Source organism: Aquidulcibacter paucihalophilus, assembly GCA_030285985.1.
In the GTDB taxonomy this organism is placed as follows: Bacteria; Pseudomonadota; Alphaproteobacteria; order Caulobacterales; family Caulobacteraceae; genus Brevundimonas.
Window position 1 is genome coordinate 1,454,325 of sequence record CP127384.1, and the last position, 16,875, is coordinate 1,471,199.

Here is a 16,875-nt window from a genome sequence, read left to right on the forward strand (position 1 = left end):
AGCAGCCTCAGAGCGACAATTAATCGAAAGCCCCCGGAGGCCCGCTTGCTAATTTCGCAAACGCGGTAAACATTTCGCAAATGCGTAATGTTGTCCTTGGGGGATCAAATGACACGACTTCGTATCGGGCTTTCGGGTGCAGTCCTTCTATTGGCCGGGGGCGTAGCCGGCACAGCCTCGGCGGCGGCCAGCGCGACGCCCGCGCTGCTGGCGCATCAGGTACCGCTGGCGCTTGACGGGGCGGCGACCGGCTGGATCCTGACCTCCACGGCGCTGGTCCTGCTGATGACCCTGCCGGGGTTGGCCCTGTTCTATGGCGGCATGGTGCGTCGCAAGAACGTCATCGCCACCATCACCCAGTCGTTGGGCGTTGCGTCCGTCGTCACGCTGGCCTGGTTCATTGCCGGCTACGGGCTGTCCTTCGGCGTCGGCCAGCCGATCGGCGGCTATTCGGGCGATGACGTTCAGCCCTACATCGGCTCCTTCCAGGCGCTGTTCCTGAACGGCGTCACGACGACCACGGCGCACAGTCTGGCACCCGGCCTGCCGGAGTTCCTCTGGATCGCCTACCAGCTGACCTTCGCCATCATCACGCCGGCACTGATCGCCGGGGCATTCGCCGAGCGGATCAAATACTCCGGCCTGCTGCTGTTCACCGGCCTTTGGACCCTGCTGGTCTATGCGCCCATCTGTCACTGGGTCTGGGGCGGCGGCTTCCTCGGTGCGGCGGGCGTGCTTGATTTCGCCGGCGGTGCCGTCGTGCACGTCAATGCCGGCGTGGCCGGTCTGGTCTGCGCGATCTTCCTTGGTGCCCGGAAGGGCTACGGCAAGGAGAGCATCGTTGCCCACAATCCGGTGCTGACCATGATCGGTGCCTCCCTGCTGCTGGTCGGCTGGATCGGTTTCAACGCCGGCTCGGCCTGGACGGCGGACTCGATCGCATCGGTCGCCCTGCTGAACACCATCCTGGCCGCCATGGCCGGATCGCTGACCTGGAAGATCGTCGAGATCATGGAGAAGCGGAAGCCGTCGCTGATCGGCGTGCTGTCCGGTCTGATCGCCGGTCTGGTCGCCATCACCCCGGCCGCCGGACTGGTCGACCCCAAGGGGGCGGTGATCATCGGCCTGGCCTCGGGGCCGGTCTGCTACGCGGCCTCGGTCTGGATCAAGAAGCTGCTGCGCTATGACGACAGCCTCGACGCGTTCGGCATCCACGGCGCCGGTGGCATCCTGGGTGCGGTTCTGACCGGCGTGTTCGCCTCCGCCGCCGTCAACGGCGTCGCCGAGGGCGCGACCGTCGCCAAGCAGGTCTGGGGTCTGGGTGTCACCATCGGCTGGAGCGCCGTCGCGACCTTCCTGATCCTGATCGTCTGCAAATTCACCACCGGCCTGCGGGTGACCGCGGAACAGGAGCAGGAGGGCCTCGACGGGCACCTGCATGGTGAGGTGATGGAGGGCGTCTGACCTCCATCCGACGGCGGCGCGGAGCCTCCCCTCCGCGTCGCCACCAGTATGCGTGAGTCTCGAAAACCATCGACAACAAGGGGATACGATGATGAGAACCGCTCTTGCCTGCGCGGCTGCCGTAGCCGTGCTTCTGACCGCCGGGGCCGCTTCGGCCCAGGAGGCACCCGAGGTCGCCTGGAACCTGGGGGTGACCAGCGACTATGTCTTCCGCGGCTACAGCCAGACCAGCGAAGACCCCGCCATCTTCGGCGGCGTGGACGTCACGGCCGGCAGTTTCTACGCCGGGGCCTGGGCCTCGAACGTCGACTTCGGCGACGACACGGAAGCCGAGTTCGACATCTATGGCGGCTATCGCACCGAGGTCTCCGGCTTCGCGGTCGATGTCGGCGTGGTGGGCTATCTCTACGTCTCCCAGCCCGGCGGTGCGGACTATGACTATGCCGAGTTCAAGGCGGCTGCGTCGCGGGCGATCGGGCCGGTGACCCTGGCGGCTGCCGTCTACTGGTCGCCCGACTTCTTCGGGGTCGACGAGGAGGCCACCTATGTCGAGGCCAATGCGGCCTTCTCACCGGCCCCCCAATGGACGGTATCGGGAGCTGTCGGGCGCCAGGCGCTGGACGTCAACGCCGACTACGCCACCTGGAACGCCGGCGTCGCCTATGCCTTCAGCGACAATGTCGCGATCGATGTCCGCTACCACGACACAGACGTAACGGGTCCGCTGTCCGATGATCGGGTGGTCGCAGGACTCAAATTCCTGTTCTGATATTTGCGTTGCACAAATCGAGCCGGTCGAACGTTGCGAAAAAATCTGTTCGGCCGGTTCAACTTTGCACGATGGGCGGCATGATGTGCACGCACTGCACGGAAGTTGCTGTTGCGCTGACGGACTCCTAAGCCTTGTGCAGTAGCGAAAGGCTTGCAGTGGCGTCGTTGAACCAGACATTCGTGATCACCCCGAGGACGGGACCGGCCAAGACGCCGGCGGCCGACCGCGTGCGTGACTTCTCCGAGATCTACGCGGACTTCAGTCCGGTGGCCGGGGCGGGTCAGTCGAGCCGCTGCGCCCAGTGCGGCGTGCCCTTCTGTCAGACCGGCTGCCCGCTTCAGAACAACATCCCCGACTGGCTGCGCCTCGCCGCAGAAGGCCGCGCCGAGGAGGCCTGGCGCCAATCGGAAGGGACCTCGACCATGCCCGAAATCTGCGGCCGGATCTGTCCGCAGGACCGGCTGTGCGAGGGCGCCTGCACACTCGAGCAATCGGGATGGGAGACGGTGACCATCGGTTCGGTCGAGCGCTGGCTGGGCGATCTGGCGTTTGAAAGCGGCTGGGTTGAGCCGATCCGCCCGCGGGTCGAACGCGGTCAGTCCGTGGGAATCGTCGGCGCCGGGCCGGCGGGGATGGCGGCGGCGGACCGCCTGCGGTCGGCCGGCTATGCGGTGACGATCTACGACCGGCACGACCGTGCGGGCGGCCTGCTGATGTACGGCATCCCCGGATTCAAGCTGGAGAAGCCCGTGGTCCAGCGACGGCTCGACCGGCTGGCCGACGGCGGTGTGACCTTCCGGCTGGGCGTGGACGTCGGAGGCGATCTGCCGTTCGCCGAGGTGCGGGCGGCGCACGACGCCGTGCTGGTGGCGACGGGGGTCTATCAGGCACGGCGTCTGACGGCTCCGGGATGCGGCTCGACCGGGGTGATCGCGGCGCTGGACTATCTGATCGCCTCGAACCGCAAGGGGCTGGGCGATCCGGTCGCGGCCTTCGACAGTGGTGCGCTGGACGCATCAGGCAAGCGGGTGGTCGTGATCGGCGGCGGCGATACGGCGATGGACTGCGTGCGCACGGCGGTGCGGCAGGGCGCGACGTCGGTGACCTGCCTCTATCGCCGCGATCGGGACAATATGCCGGGCAGCGCCCGCGAGGTCGCCAACGCCGAGGAGGAAGGCGTGGTCTTCGAATGGCTGGCCGCGCCCCGGGCGGTGCTGGGCGAGGCGGATCGGGTGACCGGAGTCCGGGGCCAGCGCATGACCCTCGCTGCCCAGTCCGCGGACGGCCGCTGGAGCGTTGAACCGGTTCCGGGCGGAGAGTTCGACCTGGCCGCCGATCTGGTCATTGAGGCGCTCGGCTTCGAGCCCGAGGATATGCCGGGCCTGTTCGCCGAGCCCGATCTGGCCCTGACCGACTGGCGGACGATCCGCACGGCAGGGCACACCAAGGCGACGACCCTGGAGGGCGTATTCGCCGCCGGCGACATCGTGCGGGGAGCGTCGCTCGTCGTCTGGGCCGTCAGGGACGGGCAGGACGCCGCGGCTGAAATCGAGGCCTGGCTATCCAGCCGGGAGAGGGCGGCCGCATGACCTTCGACCCGGAACACTACGCGCTCGACCGCCAGCGGCTGATCGACGGCCACGCCTATGATCCCTCATCCGAGCGCGATGCCTGTGGTGTCGGCCTGGTCGCGGCCATTGACGGCAAGCCGCGGCGCGAGGTGATCGACCTGGCGCTCAAGGCGCTGAAGGCGATCTGGCACCGGGGCGCGGTGGACGCCGACGGCAAGTCGGGCGACGGCGCCGGAATCCTGATCGGCCTGCCGAGGGCCTTCTTCGAAGCCCAGGTGCGCGATGCCGGGCACGCGCCACGGCCAGGCCCCATTGCCGTGGGGATGATCTTCCTGCCCCGCGTCGACCTGGCCGCCCAGGAGCGGGCGCGGACGATCGTCGAACGTGAGGTGATGGCGGCGGGGTTCTGGCTTTACGGCTGGCGGCAGGTGCCGACCCATGCGCTGGTGCTGGGCCAGCGGGCAGCGGCGACCCGGCCCGAGATCGAACAGATCATGCTCAGCCCCCCGGAGGGGCTGGACGGCGAGGCGCTCGAGCGGGCGTTGTACCTGCTGCGCCGCCGGATCGAGGCGCGGGCAACCGCTTCAGGCCTGCAGCATTTCTACATCTGCTCCCTGTCGGCGCGGTCGGTGATCTACAAGGGGATGATGCTGGCGCAGGCGCTGGCGGACTTCTATCCGGACCTGAACGACCCGCGGGTCGAGGCCAATGTGGCGCTGTTCCACCAGCGCTATTCGACCAACACCTTCCCGGAGTGGCGGCTGGCCCAGCCGTTCCGGATGCTGGCCCACAACGGCGAGATCAACACCCTGCGCGGCAACGCCGGCTGGATGCGCAGCCACGAGATCCGCATGACTGCGGAGGCATTCGGGGCCGATGACGGGATCGTCAAGCCGGTGATCCAGGCCGGCGGTTCGGACTCGGCGGCGCTGGACAATGTCTTTGAGGTGCTGGTCCGCGCCGGTCGCCCCGCGCCCATGGTCAAGGCCCTGCTGATGCCCGAGGCGCCGATCGAGGGCGTGATCTCGGACGACCACCGTGCCCTCTACGCCTATTGCAACGCCGTGATGGAGCCCTGGGACGGTCCGGCCGCCGTCTGCGCCACCGATGGTCGCTGGGTGGTCGCGGGCAAGGACCGCAACGGGCTGCGTCCGCTGAGGGTGGCCGAGACCATCGACGGCCTGCTGATCTGCGGCTCCGAGGTCGGGATGACCGGCATCGCCGATGACCGGATCAAGCGGCGGCTGCACATCGGCGGCGGGCGGATGATCTCGATCGATCTGGAAGCCGGCGTTCTCTACGACGAGACCCAGACCGTGGATCGTCTGGCGGCGGCGCTGCCCTATCGGCAGTGGCTCTCGAACATGGTCGAACTGGAGCCGCTGGTCGGGCCGGGCCCGGAGCCCCGGCGCGTCTCGGGCGAGGCCCTGACCCGGTTCCAGGCGGCTGTCGGCTGGACCCAGGAAGACATCGACACCTTGCTGGATCCGATGGCGGGCGACGGTAAGGAGGCCGTGGCCTCCATGGGCGACGACGCGCCGCCGGCGGTGCTGTCGCATCAGGACCGGCCCTTCGCCCACTATTTCCGCCAGGCCTTCGCCCAGGTCACCAATCCGCCGATCGATCCGCTGCGCGAGGCCGGGGCGATGAGCCTGCGGACGCGGTTCAAGAACCTCGGCAACATCCTCGCCCAGGACGAGACCCAGACGAAGGTGTTCGTGCTCGACAGTCCGGTCCTGACGACCGGCATGTACGAGCGGATGCTGGATGTCGTCGGCGCGGGCGCGACCACGGTGATCGACTGCACCTTCCCGGCCGGCGAAGGGGGGCTGAAAGCCGCGCTGGATCGTATCCGGGCTGAAGCGGTCGCCGCGGCGCGCGGCGGGGCCGGGCTGATCGTCCTGACCGACGAGCGGATGGGCGCGGATCGACCGCTGATCCCGATGATCCTGGCCGCAGCGGCGGTGCACGGCCGGCTGGTGGATGAGGGGCTGCGAACCTTCTGCTCGCTGGTGGTGCGCGCGGCCGAGGCGATCGACGCCCATGCCTTCGCCGTGCTGGTCGGTGTCGGTGCCACGGCGGTCAACGGCTGGCTGGCGCAGGAGACGTTTCTCGAGCGGCTTGAGGGCGGGCGCTATCCGGGCCTGACGCTGCGCGAGGCCTGCCTGAACCACAAGGCGGCGGTCGAGGCGGGGTTGATGAAGATCCTCGCCAAGAAGGGGATCTCGGTCATCTCCGCCTATCGCGGGGCCTGCGAGTTCGAGGCGCTGGGGCTGTCGCGGGCTCTGGTGGCCGAGTTCTTCCCCGGGATGACGTCGCGCATCTCTGGCATCGGTCTGGCCGGGATAGAAGCGCAGGCCGTCCGCAAGACGGGGCGCGGATTTGACGTCTGGAAACCGTCGCTCCGCATCGGCGGCTCGCACCGCATCCGGGCGGGCGAGGAGACCCACGGCTGGGACGCCGAGCTGATCCACCGGCTGCAGGACGCCACCACGCGCGGCGACTACGGTCGGTTCAAGGCCTACAGCCGAAGGGTGCGTGAACTACCGTCGACGGCGCTGCGCGACCTGCTGGATTTCCGCGAGGCGACGCCGGTCACAGTGGACGAGGTCGAAAGCGTCCATGATATCCGCCGCCGGTTCGTCACGCCCGGCATGTCGCTGGGTGCCCTGTCACCCGAAGCCCACGAGACACTGAACATCGCCATGAACCGGATCGGGGCCCGCTCGGTCTCCGGTGAGGGCGGCGAGGATCCCGAGCGCTACAGGCCGCGCCCCAACGGCGACAACGCCAACAGCGCGGTCAAGCAGATCGCCTCAGGGCGGTTCGGGGTGACCGCCGAATATCTGAACCAGTGCCGCGAGATCGAGATCAAGGTGGCCCAGGGTGCCAAACCCGGCGAGGGCGGTCAGCTGCCCGGGTTCAAGGTCACCGAGTTCATCGCCCGGATGCGCCATTCGACCCCGGGCGTCGGCCTGATCAGCCCGCCGCCGCATCACGATGTCTATTCGATCGAAGACCTTGCCCAGCTGATCTACGACCTGAAACAGGTCAATCCGGACGCCCGCGTCACGGTCAAACTGGTGTCCCAGTCGGGCATCGGGGCGGTCGCGGCGGGCGTGGCCAAGGCCAAGGCCGACGTCATCCTGATCGCGGGGCACAATGGCGGCACGGGTGCCTCGGCGCTCGGTTCGATCAAACACGCCGGCATGCCCTGGGAACTGGGGCTGTCAGAGGCGCATCAGGTGCTCAGCCTGAACGGGCTGCGCGGCCATGTGCGGCTGCGCACCGACGGCGGGCTGCGCACCGGGCGCGACGTCGTCATCGCGGCCATGCTCGGGGCGGAGGAGTTCGGTATCGGCACGGCCAGCCTGATCGCCGTCGGCTGTCTGATGGTGCGCCAGTGCCATTCCAACACCTGTCCGGTCGGCGTCTGCGTCCAGGACGAACGGCTGCGTGCCATGTTCACCGGCACGCCCGAGAAGGTCGTCAATCTGTTCAGCTTCATCGCGGAAGAGACGCGCGAGGTGCTGGCGTCGCTGGGCCTGCGAACGCTGCACGAGGCGGTGGGTCGGACCGACCTGCTGCGCCAGGTCTCGCGCGGCGACGCCCATCTGGACGACCTCGACCTCAACCCGCTGCTGGTGCGGGTGGGGGAGGGCGAGACGCGCTCCGCCGAGGCCCCATACAACACTGTAGCGGACACGCTTGACGCCCGGATCGTCGTGGATGCGGCGCGCTTCCTCGACCACCGGGAGAAGATGTCCCTGACCTATGCGGTGACCAACACCCAGCGGGCCATCGGCGCGCGCATGTCATCCCATATCGTGCGGCGGTACGGCTCCGATCTGCCCGCAGGGCACCTGACGCTCAAATTGCGCGGCGCGGCGGGCCAGTCGCTGGCGGCCTGGGGCATGACCGGCCTGCGCATCGAGCTGGATGGCGAGGCCAACGACTATGTCGGCAAGGGGCTGTCGGGTGCCGAAGTCGTTGTCAGGCCGACCGCCTGGGCCGTCGGCGAGGCCCTGATCGGAAACACCTGCCTGTACGGCGCCACCTCGGGAGCGCTGTTCGCGGCGGGTGCTGCGGGCGAGCGTTTCGCGGTCCGCAACTCGGGGGCCACGGCCGTGGTCGAGGGCTGCGGTGCACACGGCTGCGAGTATATGACCGGCGGGACCGTGGTGATCCTCGGCGAGACGGGCTGGAATTTCGGTGCCGGTATGTCGGGCGGCGAGGCCTTTGTCCTTGATTCGGATGGCAGGGCTCAAACGCGCCTGAACGCGGATTCGGTGGTGTGCGGCCCGATCATCGGCGAAGCCAACGAACGCTTGAAGGCGCTGGTGGTCCGGCATGCGGCGGAAACCGGTTCGCCCCTGGCGCTGCGCCTGATCGAGACCTGGCCCGATGCGGCAAGGCGGTTCCGGCATGTGCTGCCCCGCACCCAGGCGCATGCCGCGGCGAGTGTGTCTGGAGCGGGGAAGACGGCGGCGCGCCACTAACGCCGTCCGGATCCGCGCCCGCCGGCCCGGGGCTGCCCTTGGGCTGCGCGCCACAGGCCGTCAGGGCCCGTGGCGCAAGAGGCCGAAGAAATGACCTGGCAAGGCGTCTGCTCTGCGGGGCCGGCCGGGTTGTACAGACCGACGCAAGACGGTCAGGACGGGCAAACTCAGGCGGCTACTGCCTCCGTGGGGTCGAGCCCGCGGACAAAGGCCTGCAGGCGACGGAGGGCTCTTTGGTCGCGACCGTCGCCCCGGCCATCAGGGCCCTGTTCGACGAGCACCTCGAGAAGCACTTCGGCCTCGCGGGAGTTTCTCGGCCTGTGGTCGAGAATGAAGGCTTCGGCGGCGACGAAGCGATCCCAAACGATTTCAAGATCGCTGCGGTAGTGTTGGCGCCAAAATGCAATGGCCGCCTCCAGGGTCCATCTCTGAGACATGACTCCGCCCTCCTTGGGCAAGATCAAGGCGGCCACAGCCGCCGTGCTGATAGAAAAATGGCCTAGCGAGTGAGCCGGGCGGACCGGGCGTAGGGCGCGTTCCGGCACTCCCAGACGCCGAACAGGCCGATCAACATGAGCTCCACCCAGACCACGATGCGAAACGTAACGCTGGCCCAGACCTGGACGTCCGGCGTGAGAAGGGCGACCAGATAGGTGGCGATCGACAACAGCTGGATTCCCGCCGCGGCCAACAGCCACCACCGTTCAGTCGTCAGACCCAGCCAGACCAGGGTCCCGAAGAGGAGTATGGCCAGAAGGCCGACGCCCCATCGCAGACCGTCGACCTGAAAGCCGTCGACGAGTGGCGTCGCCAGCATGGCGACCAGAAAGGCCGTCGCCGCGATCCGCTCAGCCGTCCTTCCCTTCCACAGCTGCAAACCAATGCTGACTGCGCTGAGGCAGAGAATGGAGAGTTGGATGACGCTCATGCTCATTCCCCGGCCCCGGTCAGGCCGCCGCGCCGATCGCTCCGACGACCACTGGCCTGGTCTTCTCTTCGAGAGGCCCTTCAAGGCGCCAGAGGACGCCATGGGTCGAAGCGACGGCCGCAAGTCCTCCGTGGCCCTCCACGACCGCGCCCCGCGCTTCGGCAAGCTGGTTCAGGCCGCGCACGACATTGAGCAGGGCAGGGTGGCCGACATCGGCGGCGAACCCGGCATCTGCCCGCCCCTCGATCATGGCTTGAATCAGGGCCGTCGTCTCGATCATGGCCCTGTCGACCGCGTGTTCCGCTGTCTGGAGGCGGCGGGCAATCCGCACGCCGACATGTCTGCTATTCATTGGCATAGCTCCTAACGCTCAAGAGTCAGTCAGGCGTCAGGACGGCGTTCGGCGGCGCATGGGAGGCGAGGGCTCCAACGGCCCCTGACACCACATTGACGATACCGACCGTGATCAGGGCGGCGACGGCGGCGAAGACGAAGATCAGGGCCAGGCGGGCACTTGGCCGCGGAGGCGGCGGCAGAATCCAACCTGATAATTTCCCGACCGTGCTGGCCGTGTCGTCGACCGGATCGCCCGGCGCAGGCCGATCTGGGCCGGGATCGACGGGGGCCGGTATAGCCTCTGATCCGTATAGCGGATCCAAGGCTAGGCGGCGCAGGGCGGCCTTGCGTGATGAGACCTGCAGGCGTCGCATGGCCTCGCGGACGTGGAGGCTGACGGTGTGGTGCGAGATGCAAAGGTGCCGACCGATGTCCTTGTCGGTCATCGTCGCTGAGAGCCGAAGACACTCCAGCTGCCGCTCCGTAAGTCGACCCGTCATCGCCCCTCCGCTCCGGAACCTATGTTGGTCAGGGCGGGGATACCAGACGATTTTCGGACCAGGTGAGTCTGCCGGACAGCCACGCCGGTCGGGCGGACGTCCATGCCCCGGACGTCAGCGCACCCGCTTGACTGTCAGGATCGTCGTCGCCCCTCCGATGGCGATGAGACCTGACAGGGCGAACAGCAGCCGGAGATCGTCGCCGACAGGCTGCAACACCCGGTTCGCACTGAACGCAGCGGCTCTGCCAGTCCGGGTGCACCGCGTGCGCGGACCGGCGGCCTCATCCCCGGTCAAATCAGTCCATGATCGACTGATAGCTGAGCTTGAAGGCATCGCGGAGCGCCGAGACGCGACGGTTGTCGAAATCAGCGCCCCGGCAGGCGAAGGCGATCTGGCGGGTCGGCGCGTTCTTCCCGAGCGATATCTGGCGGACGGGATAGGCGTCGACCATCGCGCCCCGCGCATCGGGAATGATCGAAACACCCAGCCCGGATGAGACCATGGCCAGCACCGCTTCGATGGACTCGAGCTCGAACTTGGGGGTCATCGAAGGCGCGATCCGGCGCATGTAGGTCGCGGCGACCCGCCCGCTGGTCAGCGAGGTGTCGAACTGCAGCCAGTTGTAGCGTCGGACCAGGGCCGCGATCGATTCGCCTTCGCTGTCCGGCGGGGCGACGAACACGAACGGCTGTTCCGTCAGATCCTCCCAGTACAGCCGGCTTGATCCGCCGGAGGTAGGACGGATCAGGGCGACACCATCGAGGCGGCCCGCCTTCAGCTGGTCGAGGAGTTCGACGGAATCGCCCTGGATCACCCGGACGCTCAGCTCCGGATGCCGGCGGTTGATCTCGCGCAGGACCAGGGGAATCATCGTCGGTTGCAACGACCGGATGGTGCCCAGAACCACCCGGCCAGTGAGGGCGATGGTCTGACGCGTGCGCGCGGCCTCGACGGCATCCAGCGCGGCGCGCACGTTTTCGGTCAGTTCCCGGGCGAGCGGTGTCGGCTTCGACGTCCGTCCGGACCTGTCGAACAGCGGCTGCCCCAGATATTCCTCAAGGCGTTTGACCTGAAGGCTCACGGCACTGGCGCTCAGGCCCATGTCCTCCGCTGCGCCGGCGAAACTGCCATTCCTCAGGATGGAGTCCAGGGTGATGAAGAACTCAAACTTCATGTGGGCTCTCGCGGCTTGAGCAGCACAGTTCGCGCGCCGGACCCGGTATACGCCTATGATGCATAATCGATGAGCTTATCTCATCTTTGGCTGAACGAAACATCACTATTGCTTTAGTGCAGCCGGGTCTACGTCTCTCCATACGGGTTCAGGTCCAGGGATGAGTCCCGGCCTGCACCCCGACCGACACGCCCGGAGAGGCGCTTGCGGTTAGGAAGGAAATACGGTGCCACGCCAACAAGCGATCAAGCTGCTCATCGACGGCGTCTGGGTTGAAGGCGACGGGGAGTCCATCTCCGTTGTCGACAAATACTCGGGCCAGCCGATCGGTCTTATCCAGTGTGCCTCGACCGCCCAGGTCGACGCCGCGGTTGCTTCGGCGCGCCGGTCTTTCGAGTCCATCAAGCTTGAGCCCCATGAACGCTACCGGCTGCTGATGCGGGTGGCGGACCTGATCGAGGCGAACCGCGAGGCGCTCGCCGGGCTGATCATCAGCGAATCCGGCGTGCCCTGGAAGGATTCGAACAATGAGGTCGGCCGCGCCGCCGAGACCTTCCGCCTGTCCGCAGAAGAAGCCCGCCGCCTGGTCGGTGAAATGGTGCCGATCCAGGGCGCGGCCGGTCAGTCGCACCGGATGGCTTTCACAATCCGGGTTCCGCGCGGCGTGGTCGGCGGGATCAGTTCGTTCAACTCACCGCTCAACATGGTCGCCCACAAGGTCGCCCCGGCCCTGGCGGCCGGCAACAGCGTGGTCTTCAAACCGCCGGCGGCGACGCCCCTGTCCGCCACCCGGCTGTTCGAGCTGATGCTCGAGGCCGGCGTGCCGCCAACCCACATCAACCTGGTGCATGGCGAAGGCCGCGGCGTCGGTCAGCAGCTGGTCGACCATGAGGGCATCGACTTCTTCACCTTCACCGGCAGCACGCCGGTCGGGAAGCTGATCCGCCAGAGCCGCGGTCTGCGCCCGGTCGCGCTCGAGCTTGGCAGCATCGCCGCCACCATCGTCTGCGCCGACGCCGACCTGGACCGGGCCGCCGTGCGATGCGCCCAGTCGGGCTTCCGCCGTCAGGGGCAGGCCTGCACCTCGACCCAGCGGCTGTTCGTCCAGCGGGAGGTCCTCCGGACCTTCACCGCGAAACTGATGTCGGAGGTCGCGTCACTGGTGGTCGGAGATCCGCGCGATCACCACACCGATGTCGGGCCGATGATCAGCGAGAAGGACGCGGCTCGCGCCGAGGCCTGGGTCCAGGAGGCCGTCGCCCGGGGCGCGACGCTTCTGGCCGGCGGTGTCCGGACCGGTGCCGTCCTGCCGCCGACCGTGCTGACGGACGTCACGCCGGACATGCGGGTGATGTGCGAGGAGATCTTCGCGCCGGTGCTGTCGATCATTCCCTTCGACACGCTCGATGAGGCCATCGACCGGGTCAACGCCACGGAGTTCGGCCTCGCCGCCGGCCTGTTCACCCGGGACATCCAGCGAGCGCTCGAAGGCGCGGCGCGCCTGCATGTCGGCGTGGTCCACCTCAACGATGCCTCGAGCAGCCGCGTCGATCTCATTCCGTTCGCCGGGGTGAAGGAGAGCGGCGTCGGCGTCGAAGGCCCGAAATACGCGATCCGCGAAATGACCGAAGAGCGCCTCGTGACGGTGACCCTGTGATGGATGGAACGATGAACGACCAGGGCGTGACCGGCGCGATCTTCATGGCCCAGTGCCTGAAGGAGGAGGGCGTCGAGAAGGTCTTCGGCCAGTGCGGTCACACCAACTACGCCCTCATCGACGCCTGCCAGCGGCTGGGCATCGAATACATCTCCTTCCGCCACGAGCAGCAGGCGGTCCATGCCGCCGACGCCTACTACCGGGTGTCGAAGAAGCTGGCGGTCATCAATGTCCACCTGTCGCCCGGCCTGACCAATACGGTCACCGGCGTCGCCTCCGCTGCCATGGACGGCACGCCGATGGTGGTGATCACGGGCAACACGCCGTCCTACCATCACCCGCGTGAGGCCCATCAGAGCATGCGGCTGCATGCCGACGCGTCCCAGGGCGATATCTTCCGGCCGATCTGCAAACGGGTCTGGCGCGTCGACGACGCCAAATTCCTGCCCGAGATCATGCACCGGGCGCTGAACATCGCCCAGACCGGGCGGCCCGGCGCCGTGCTGCTCGACATCCCCATGGACGTCTTCTCGCAGAAGATCTCCGCCGCCCCGGTGACCCGCTCGCGTCGCCCCAACTTCCCCCGCTCCATGGGCGACGCCCAGGGCGTGGCCGAGGCGGCCCGGCTACTGTCCTCCGCCGTCAATCCGGTGATCTTCGCCGGCAATGGCGTGGCCCTGTCCGGCGCCTTCGCAGCACTCCAGGCGCTGGCCGAACGCCTGGGCGCGCCGGTGGCGACCACCCTGGTGGGCAAGGGCGTCTTCCCCGAGACCCACCCCCTGTCGCTCGGCACCACCGGGATCTGGGGCTCGCGGGTCGCCAACGAGAGCGCGCGCAACGCCGACGTCATCCTGGCCGTCGGCACGGCCTTCGGCGAGGCGGACTGCAGCTCATGGCGGCCGGAGCACACGTTCAATATTCCCGGGACGACCCTGATCCAGATCGACATTGATCCGCAGGAGATCGGCAAGAGCTATCCCGTCGACATCGGCATTCTCGGTGACGCCAAGGCGACCCTGGCCCAGCTCGCAACCGCGCTCCTGGATACGCCTCGCCCGTCGGCCGCAGCCCAGGCCCAGGCCGCGGTCACGGCCACGCGCAAGGCGGCCTGGCGCGAGGAGCTCAAGGACACCCAGCTGGTCGACACCAAGCCGATCCATCCGGCCCGCCTGCTGATGGAACTGTCGAAGGCGGCCCCGGCCGACGCCGTGTTCGTGACGGACGTCGGCTGGAACAAGAACGGCGCCGGCCAGCAGCTGGAGATCGCCAGCCCGGCCGGCTTCATCACCAGCGGCGGCATGGCGACCATGGGCTATTCGCCCGGTGCCGCGATCGGGGCCAAGCTGGGCGCGCCGAACCGCAAGGTGCTCGGCCTCGTCGGCGACGGCGGCCTGATGTCGGTGCTGGGTGCCCTGACCACGGCGGTCGAGCTGGATATTCCGGTCCTCTGGGTCCTGTTCAACAACTTCTGCTATTCGACGATCCGCACCGTCGGCACGACCTATTTCGACAACAGCTACGGCACCGAATTCCGGACCCCGGACGGTGAGCTCTACAACCCCGATTTCCAGATGCTGGCCAAATCCTTCGGGATCGAGTCGGCGCTGATCGAGGAGCCTGACGACCTCGAGGCGGGCATCAAGGCCGCGCTGGCGAAGGATGTCCCGTTCCTGCTCGAGGTCCGCACGCGCGGCGACGTCCCCATGCCGCGTACGGGGTACTGGGACATCGCCGACTTCCTGGCGCACGGCAATGACTGAAGCGCGCCCGGTCTCATCTCCCGCCCTGCGTCTTCGGGACTATGAACCCGGGGCCGGCGGCCCGCTGGATGGTGTGCGGGTGCTCGACCTGTCGCGCCTGTTCGCCGGCAACGTCCTGACCCAGATGCTCGGCGACTTCGGTGCCGAGGTGATCAAGGTCGAGCCGCCGAACGGCGACACCCTGCGCGGATGGAAGACGCGCGGTGTATCGACCCACTGGAAGATCTACGCCCGCAACAAGAAGAGCCTTTGCCTCGATCTTCGCTCGACCAAGGCCCGCGAACTCCTGCTCGATCTCGTCCCGTCGGCGGGGATCATCGTCGAGAGTTTCCGCCCCGGCGTGCTTGAGGCCATGGGTCTCGCGCCCGAAATCCTGCTCAAGCGCAATCCCAAACTGGTGATCGTGCGCATCTCGGGCTGGGGCCAGGACGGTCCCTACTATCAGCGCCCTGGCTTCGGCACTGTGATCGAAGGCATGTCCGGCTTCGCCTCGATCAATGGCTTTGAAGATCGCGAGCCGATCCTGCCACCCATGTATCTCGCCGACGGCGTCGCCGGGGTTTACGGCGTTTCCGCCGCTCTGCTGGCGCTGCGCGAAGCCGAGCGGCCCGAGGGCAGGGGACAGGTCATTGACCTGCCGCTCTATGACCCGCTGTTCGCCCTGCTGGGCCCGCAAGCCGCCAATTTCCGCCTCACCGGTGAGACCCGCAAGGCCACCGGCAGCCGGTCCAGCAACTCGGCGCCGCGAAACGCCTACCGGTGTCGCGATGGAAAATTCGTCAGCCTGTCGGGCTCGACCCAGTCCATGGCCGAGCGGATCTTCAATGCAATCGGCCGGCCGGACCTGATCCTTGACCCCCGCTTCCGCACCAATGCGGACAGGCTGAACAATGTCGCCGCGCTGGACGAGGTGATCGGCGGCTTCATCGCCGGCTTCGACCAGACCGACCTCGTCGCCCTGATGGAAAAGGCCGAGGTGACCGTCGGCCCGATCTACGACATCGGCCAGATCATGGTCGATCCGCATGTGGTGGAGCGCGAGATCCTCGCGGACTACCCCGACGCCGACATCGGCAGCCTGCCGATGCACCATGTGGTGCCCCGCATGTCGGAGACGCCCGGCTCCATCCGCTATCCGGCGCCACGGCTGGGCGAACACAACCGCGCCCTCCTCGGCGAGCTCGGGATCGGCGATGCCGACTACGAAAGACTGGTCGACGCCCGGGTGGCGATCGAGGATCGCGCGCCAGACGCGGGAGCGGAGGCATGACCCCCGTGTGGCGCTCGCTCCAGTATGTGCCGGCCCACGTCGAGAAATACGTGGCGAGCCCGCATATCGCGGCTGCGGACGCCGTCATCCTCGACCTGGAGGACAGTGTGCCGGCCGACCGCAAGGCGGTCGCCCGGGCCGGGCTCGCGGCTGCCATTCCGACGGTCGGGCGGGCGGGTGCCGATGTGCTTGTCCGGATCAATGACGGCGACATGGCCGCGCAGGACATCGCCGCCGCGGTGCAGCCCGGCGTGGCAGCGCTCGTCATCCCCAAGGTCCGCAACGCGACGCGGCTGAAACATCTCGACGGTCTGGTCTCGGACGCTGAGGCGCGGGCCGGGCTGGCGTCCGGATCGGTGCGGTTCGTGGTCCTTATTGAGACGGCGGATGGTTTCCTGGACATGCCCGCGATCGCCGGAGCGAGCCCGCGGACCATCGCGATCAATCTGGGCAATGAGGATTTCGCCTTCGATCTGGGCATGGAGGCCAGCGAGGAGACCCTGCTGATGCCGCGGCAGCAGCTGGTCATCGTTGCGGCGGCGGCCGGGCTGATGCCGCTGGGTCTGATGGGCCCCGCCACCCGGTTCGACGACCCCGATGCCTATCGGGCGCTGGCGCTCAGGTCCCGGCGGTTCGGCTTCGTCGGATCCAGCTGCATTCATCCGTCGCAGATCGCGCTCCTGAACGAGGCGTTCTCGCCGACCGCTGAACAGGTCGTCGAGGCGCGTCGTCTGGTTCAGGCCGCCGCGGAGGCGGACGCTGATGGCCGTGGGGCCTTCTCCATCGACGGCCGGATGATCGATGGGCCGATCGTCGCCCGGGCCCGGACACTGATCGACAGGCATCAGGCAATAGAAGCGCGACAATCGAGGCGCGAAAGAACTGAAAACAGTTCAATGAAGTCAATACACTAAAAACAAAAACAAGTGCGGCCCAGTTCA

The 16,875-nt window shown here is 67.6% G+C and carries 13 protein-coding genes; 8 read left to right on the forward strand and 5 right to left on the reverse strand.

Annotated features, from left to right (window positions below; all coding sequences use genetic code 11):
* The first annotated feature begins 108 nt into the window (after positions 1 to 108).
* The 4 genes from KB221_07110 (at position 109) to gltB (ending at position 8,306) form a co-directional block, all read left to right on the forward strand.
* Positions 109 to 1,464 carry an ammonium transporter gene (locus KB221_07110; GenBank protein ID WIY70782.1) on the forward strand — a complete coding sequence of 452 codons (1,356 nt, stop codon included), beginning with the start codon at positions 109 to 111 and terminating at the stop codon, positions 1,462 to 1,464.
* 91 nt (positions 1,465 to 1,555) lie between these two features.
* Positions 1,556 to 2,233, forward strand: coding sequence for a TorF family putative porin (locus tag KB221_07115; GenBank protein WIY70783.1), 678 nt, complete (start codon positions 1,556 to 1,558; stop codon positions 2,231 to 2,233).
* 182 nt (positions 2,234 to 2,415) lie between these two features.
* Positions 2,416 to 3,825, forward strand: a complete 1,410-nt coding sequence (locus KB221_07120; protein WIY70784.1) for an NAD(P)-dependent oxidoreductase — start codon at positions 2,416 to 2,418, stop codon at positions 3,823 to 3,825.
* Positions 3,822 to 8,306 carry a glutamate synthase large subunit gene (gene gltB, locus KB221_07125; GenBank protein ID WIY70785.1) on the forward strand — a complete coding sequence of 1,495 codons (4,485 nt, stop codon included), beginning with the start codon at positions 3,822 to 3,824 and terminating at the stop codon, positions 8,304 to 8,306. Before KB221_07120 ends, gltB begins: the two co-directional genes overlap by 4 nt.
* Before the next feature lie 167 nt (positions 8,307 to 8,473).
* Here gltB and KB221_07130 read toward each other — a convergent pair whose 3' ends face one another.
* The 5 genes from KB221_07130 to KB221_07150 form a co-directional block, all read right to left on the reverse strand.
* A complete protein-coding gene (locus KB221_07130; GenBank protein WIY70786.1) occupies positions 8,474 to 8,743 on the reverse strand; it encodes a hypothetical protein in 270 nt (89 codons plus the stop codon).
* A 62-nt stretch (positions 8,744 to 8,805) separates the two neighbouring features.
* Entirely contained in the window at positions 8,806 to 9,234 is a 429-nt protein-coding gene (locus tag KB221_07135) for a hypothetical protein (GenBank protein WIY70787.1), read from the reverse strand.
* A 19-nt stretch (positions 9,235 to 9,253) separates the two neighbouring features.
* Entirely contained in the window at positions 9,254 to 9,586 is a 333-nt protein-coding gene (locus KB221_07140; GenBank protein WIY70788.1) for a hypothetical protein, read from the reverse strand.
* A 25-nt stretch (positions 9,587 to 9,611) separates the two neighbouring features.
* Positions 9,612 to 10,016 carry a LuxR C-terminal-related transcriptional regulator gene (locus KB221_07145; GenBank protein ID WIY70789.1) on the reverse strand — a complete coding sequence of 135 codons (405 nt, stop codon included), beginning with the start codon at positions 10,014 to 10,016 and terminating at the stop codon, positions 9,612 to 9,614.
* A 352-nt stretch (positions 10,017 to 10,368) separates the two neighbouring features.
* The gene (locus tag KB221_07150) at positions 10,369 to 11,247 is read right to left on the reverse strand and encodes a LysR family transcriptional regulator (protein ID WIY70790.1); all 879 of its coding nucleotides are present in this window, start codon (positions 11,245 to 11,247) and stop codon (positions 10,369 to 10,371) included.
* A 226-nt stretch (positions 11,248 to 11,473) separates the two neighbouring features.
* Here KB221_07150 and KB221_07155 point away from each other — a divergent pair, with 226 nt between their 5' ends.
* From KB221_07155 to KB221_07170, 4 genes are read left to right on the forward strand one after another with little or no spacing between them, the layout of a single operon-like run.
* A complete protein-coding gene (locus KB221_07155) occupies positions 11,474 to 12,904 on the forward strand; it encodes an aldehyde dehydrogenase family protein (GenBank protein WIY70791.1) in 1,431 nt (476 codons plus the stop codon).
* 11 nt (positions 12,905 to 12,915) lie between these two features.
* Positions 12,916 to 14,664, forward strand: coding sequence for a thiamine pyrophosphate-binding protein (locus tag KB221_07160; protein WIY70792.1), 1,749 nt, complete (start codon positions 12,916 to 12,918; stop codon positions 14,662 to 14,664).
* The gene (locus tag KB221_07165) at positions 14,657 to 15,934 is read left to right on the forward strand and encodes a CoA transferase (GenBank protein ID WIY70793.1); all 1,278 of its coding nucleotides are present in this window, start codon (positions 14,657 to 14,659) and stop codon (positions 15,932 to 15,934) included. The genes KB221_07160 and KB221_07165 overlap by 8 nt, the downstream gene beginning before the upstream one ends.
* The gene (locus KB221_07170) at positions 15,931 to 16,848 is read left to right on the forward strand and encodes a CoA ester lyase (protein WIY70794.1); all 918 of its coding nucleotides are present in this window, start codon (positions 15,931 to 15,933) and stop codon (positions 16,846 to 16,848) included. The genes KB221_07165 and KB221_07170 overlap by 4 nt, the downstream gene beginning before the upstream one ends.
* The last annotated feature ends 27 nt before the right edge of the window (positions 16,849 to 16,875 follow it).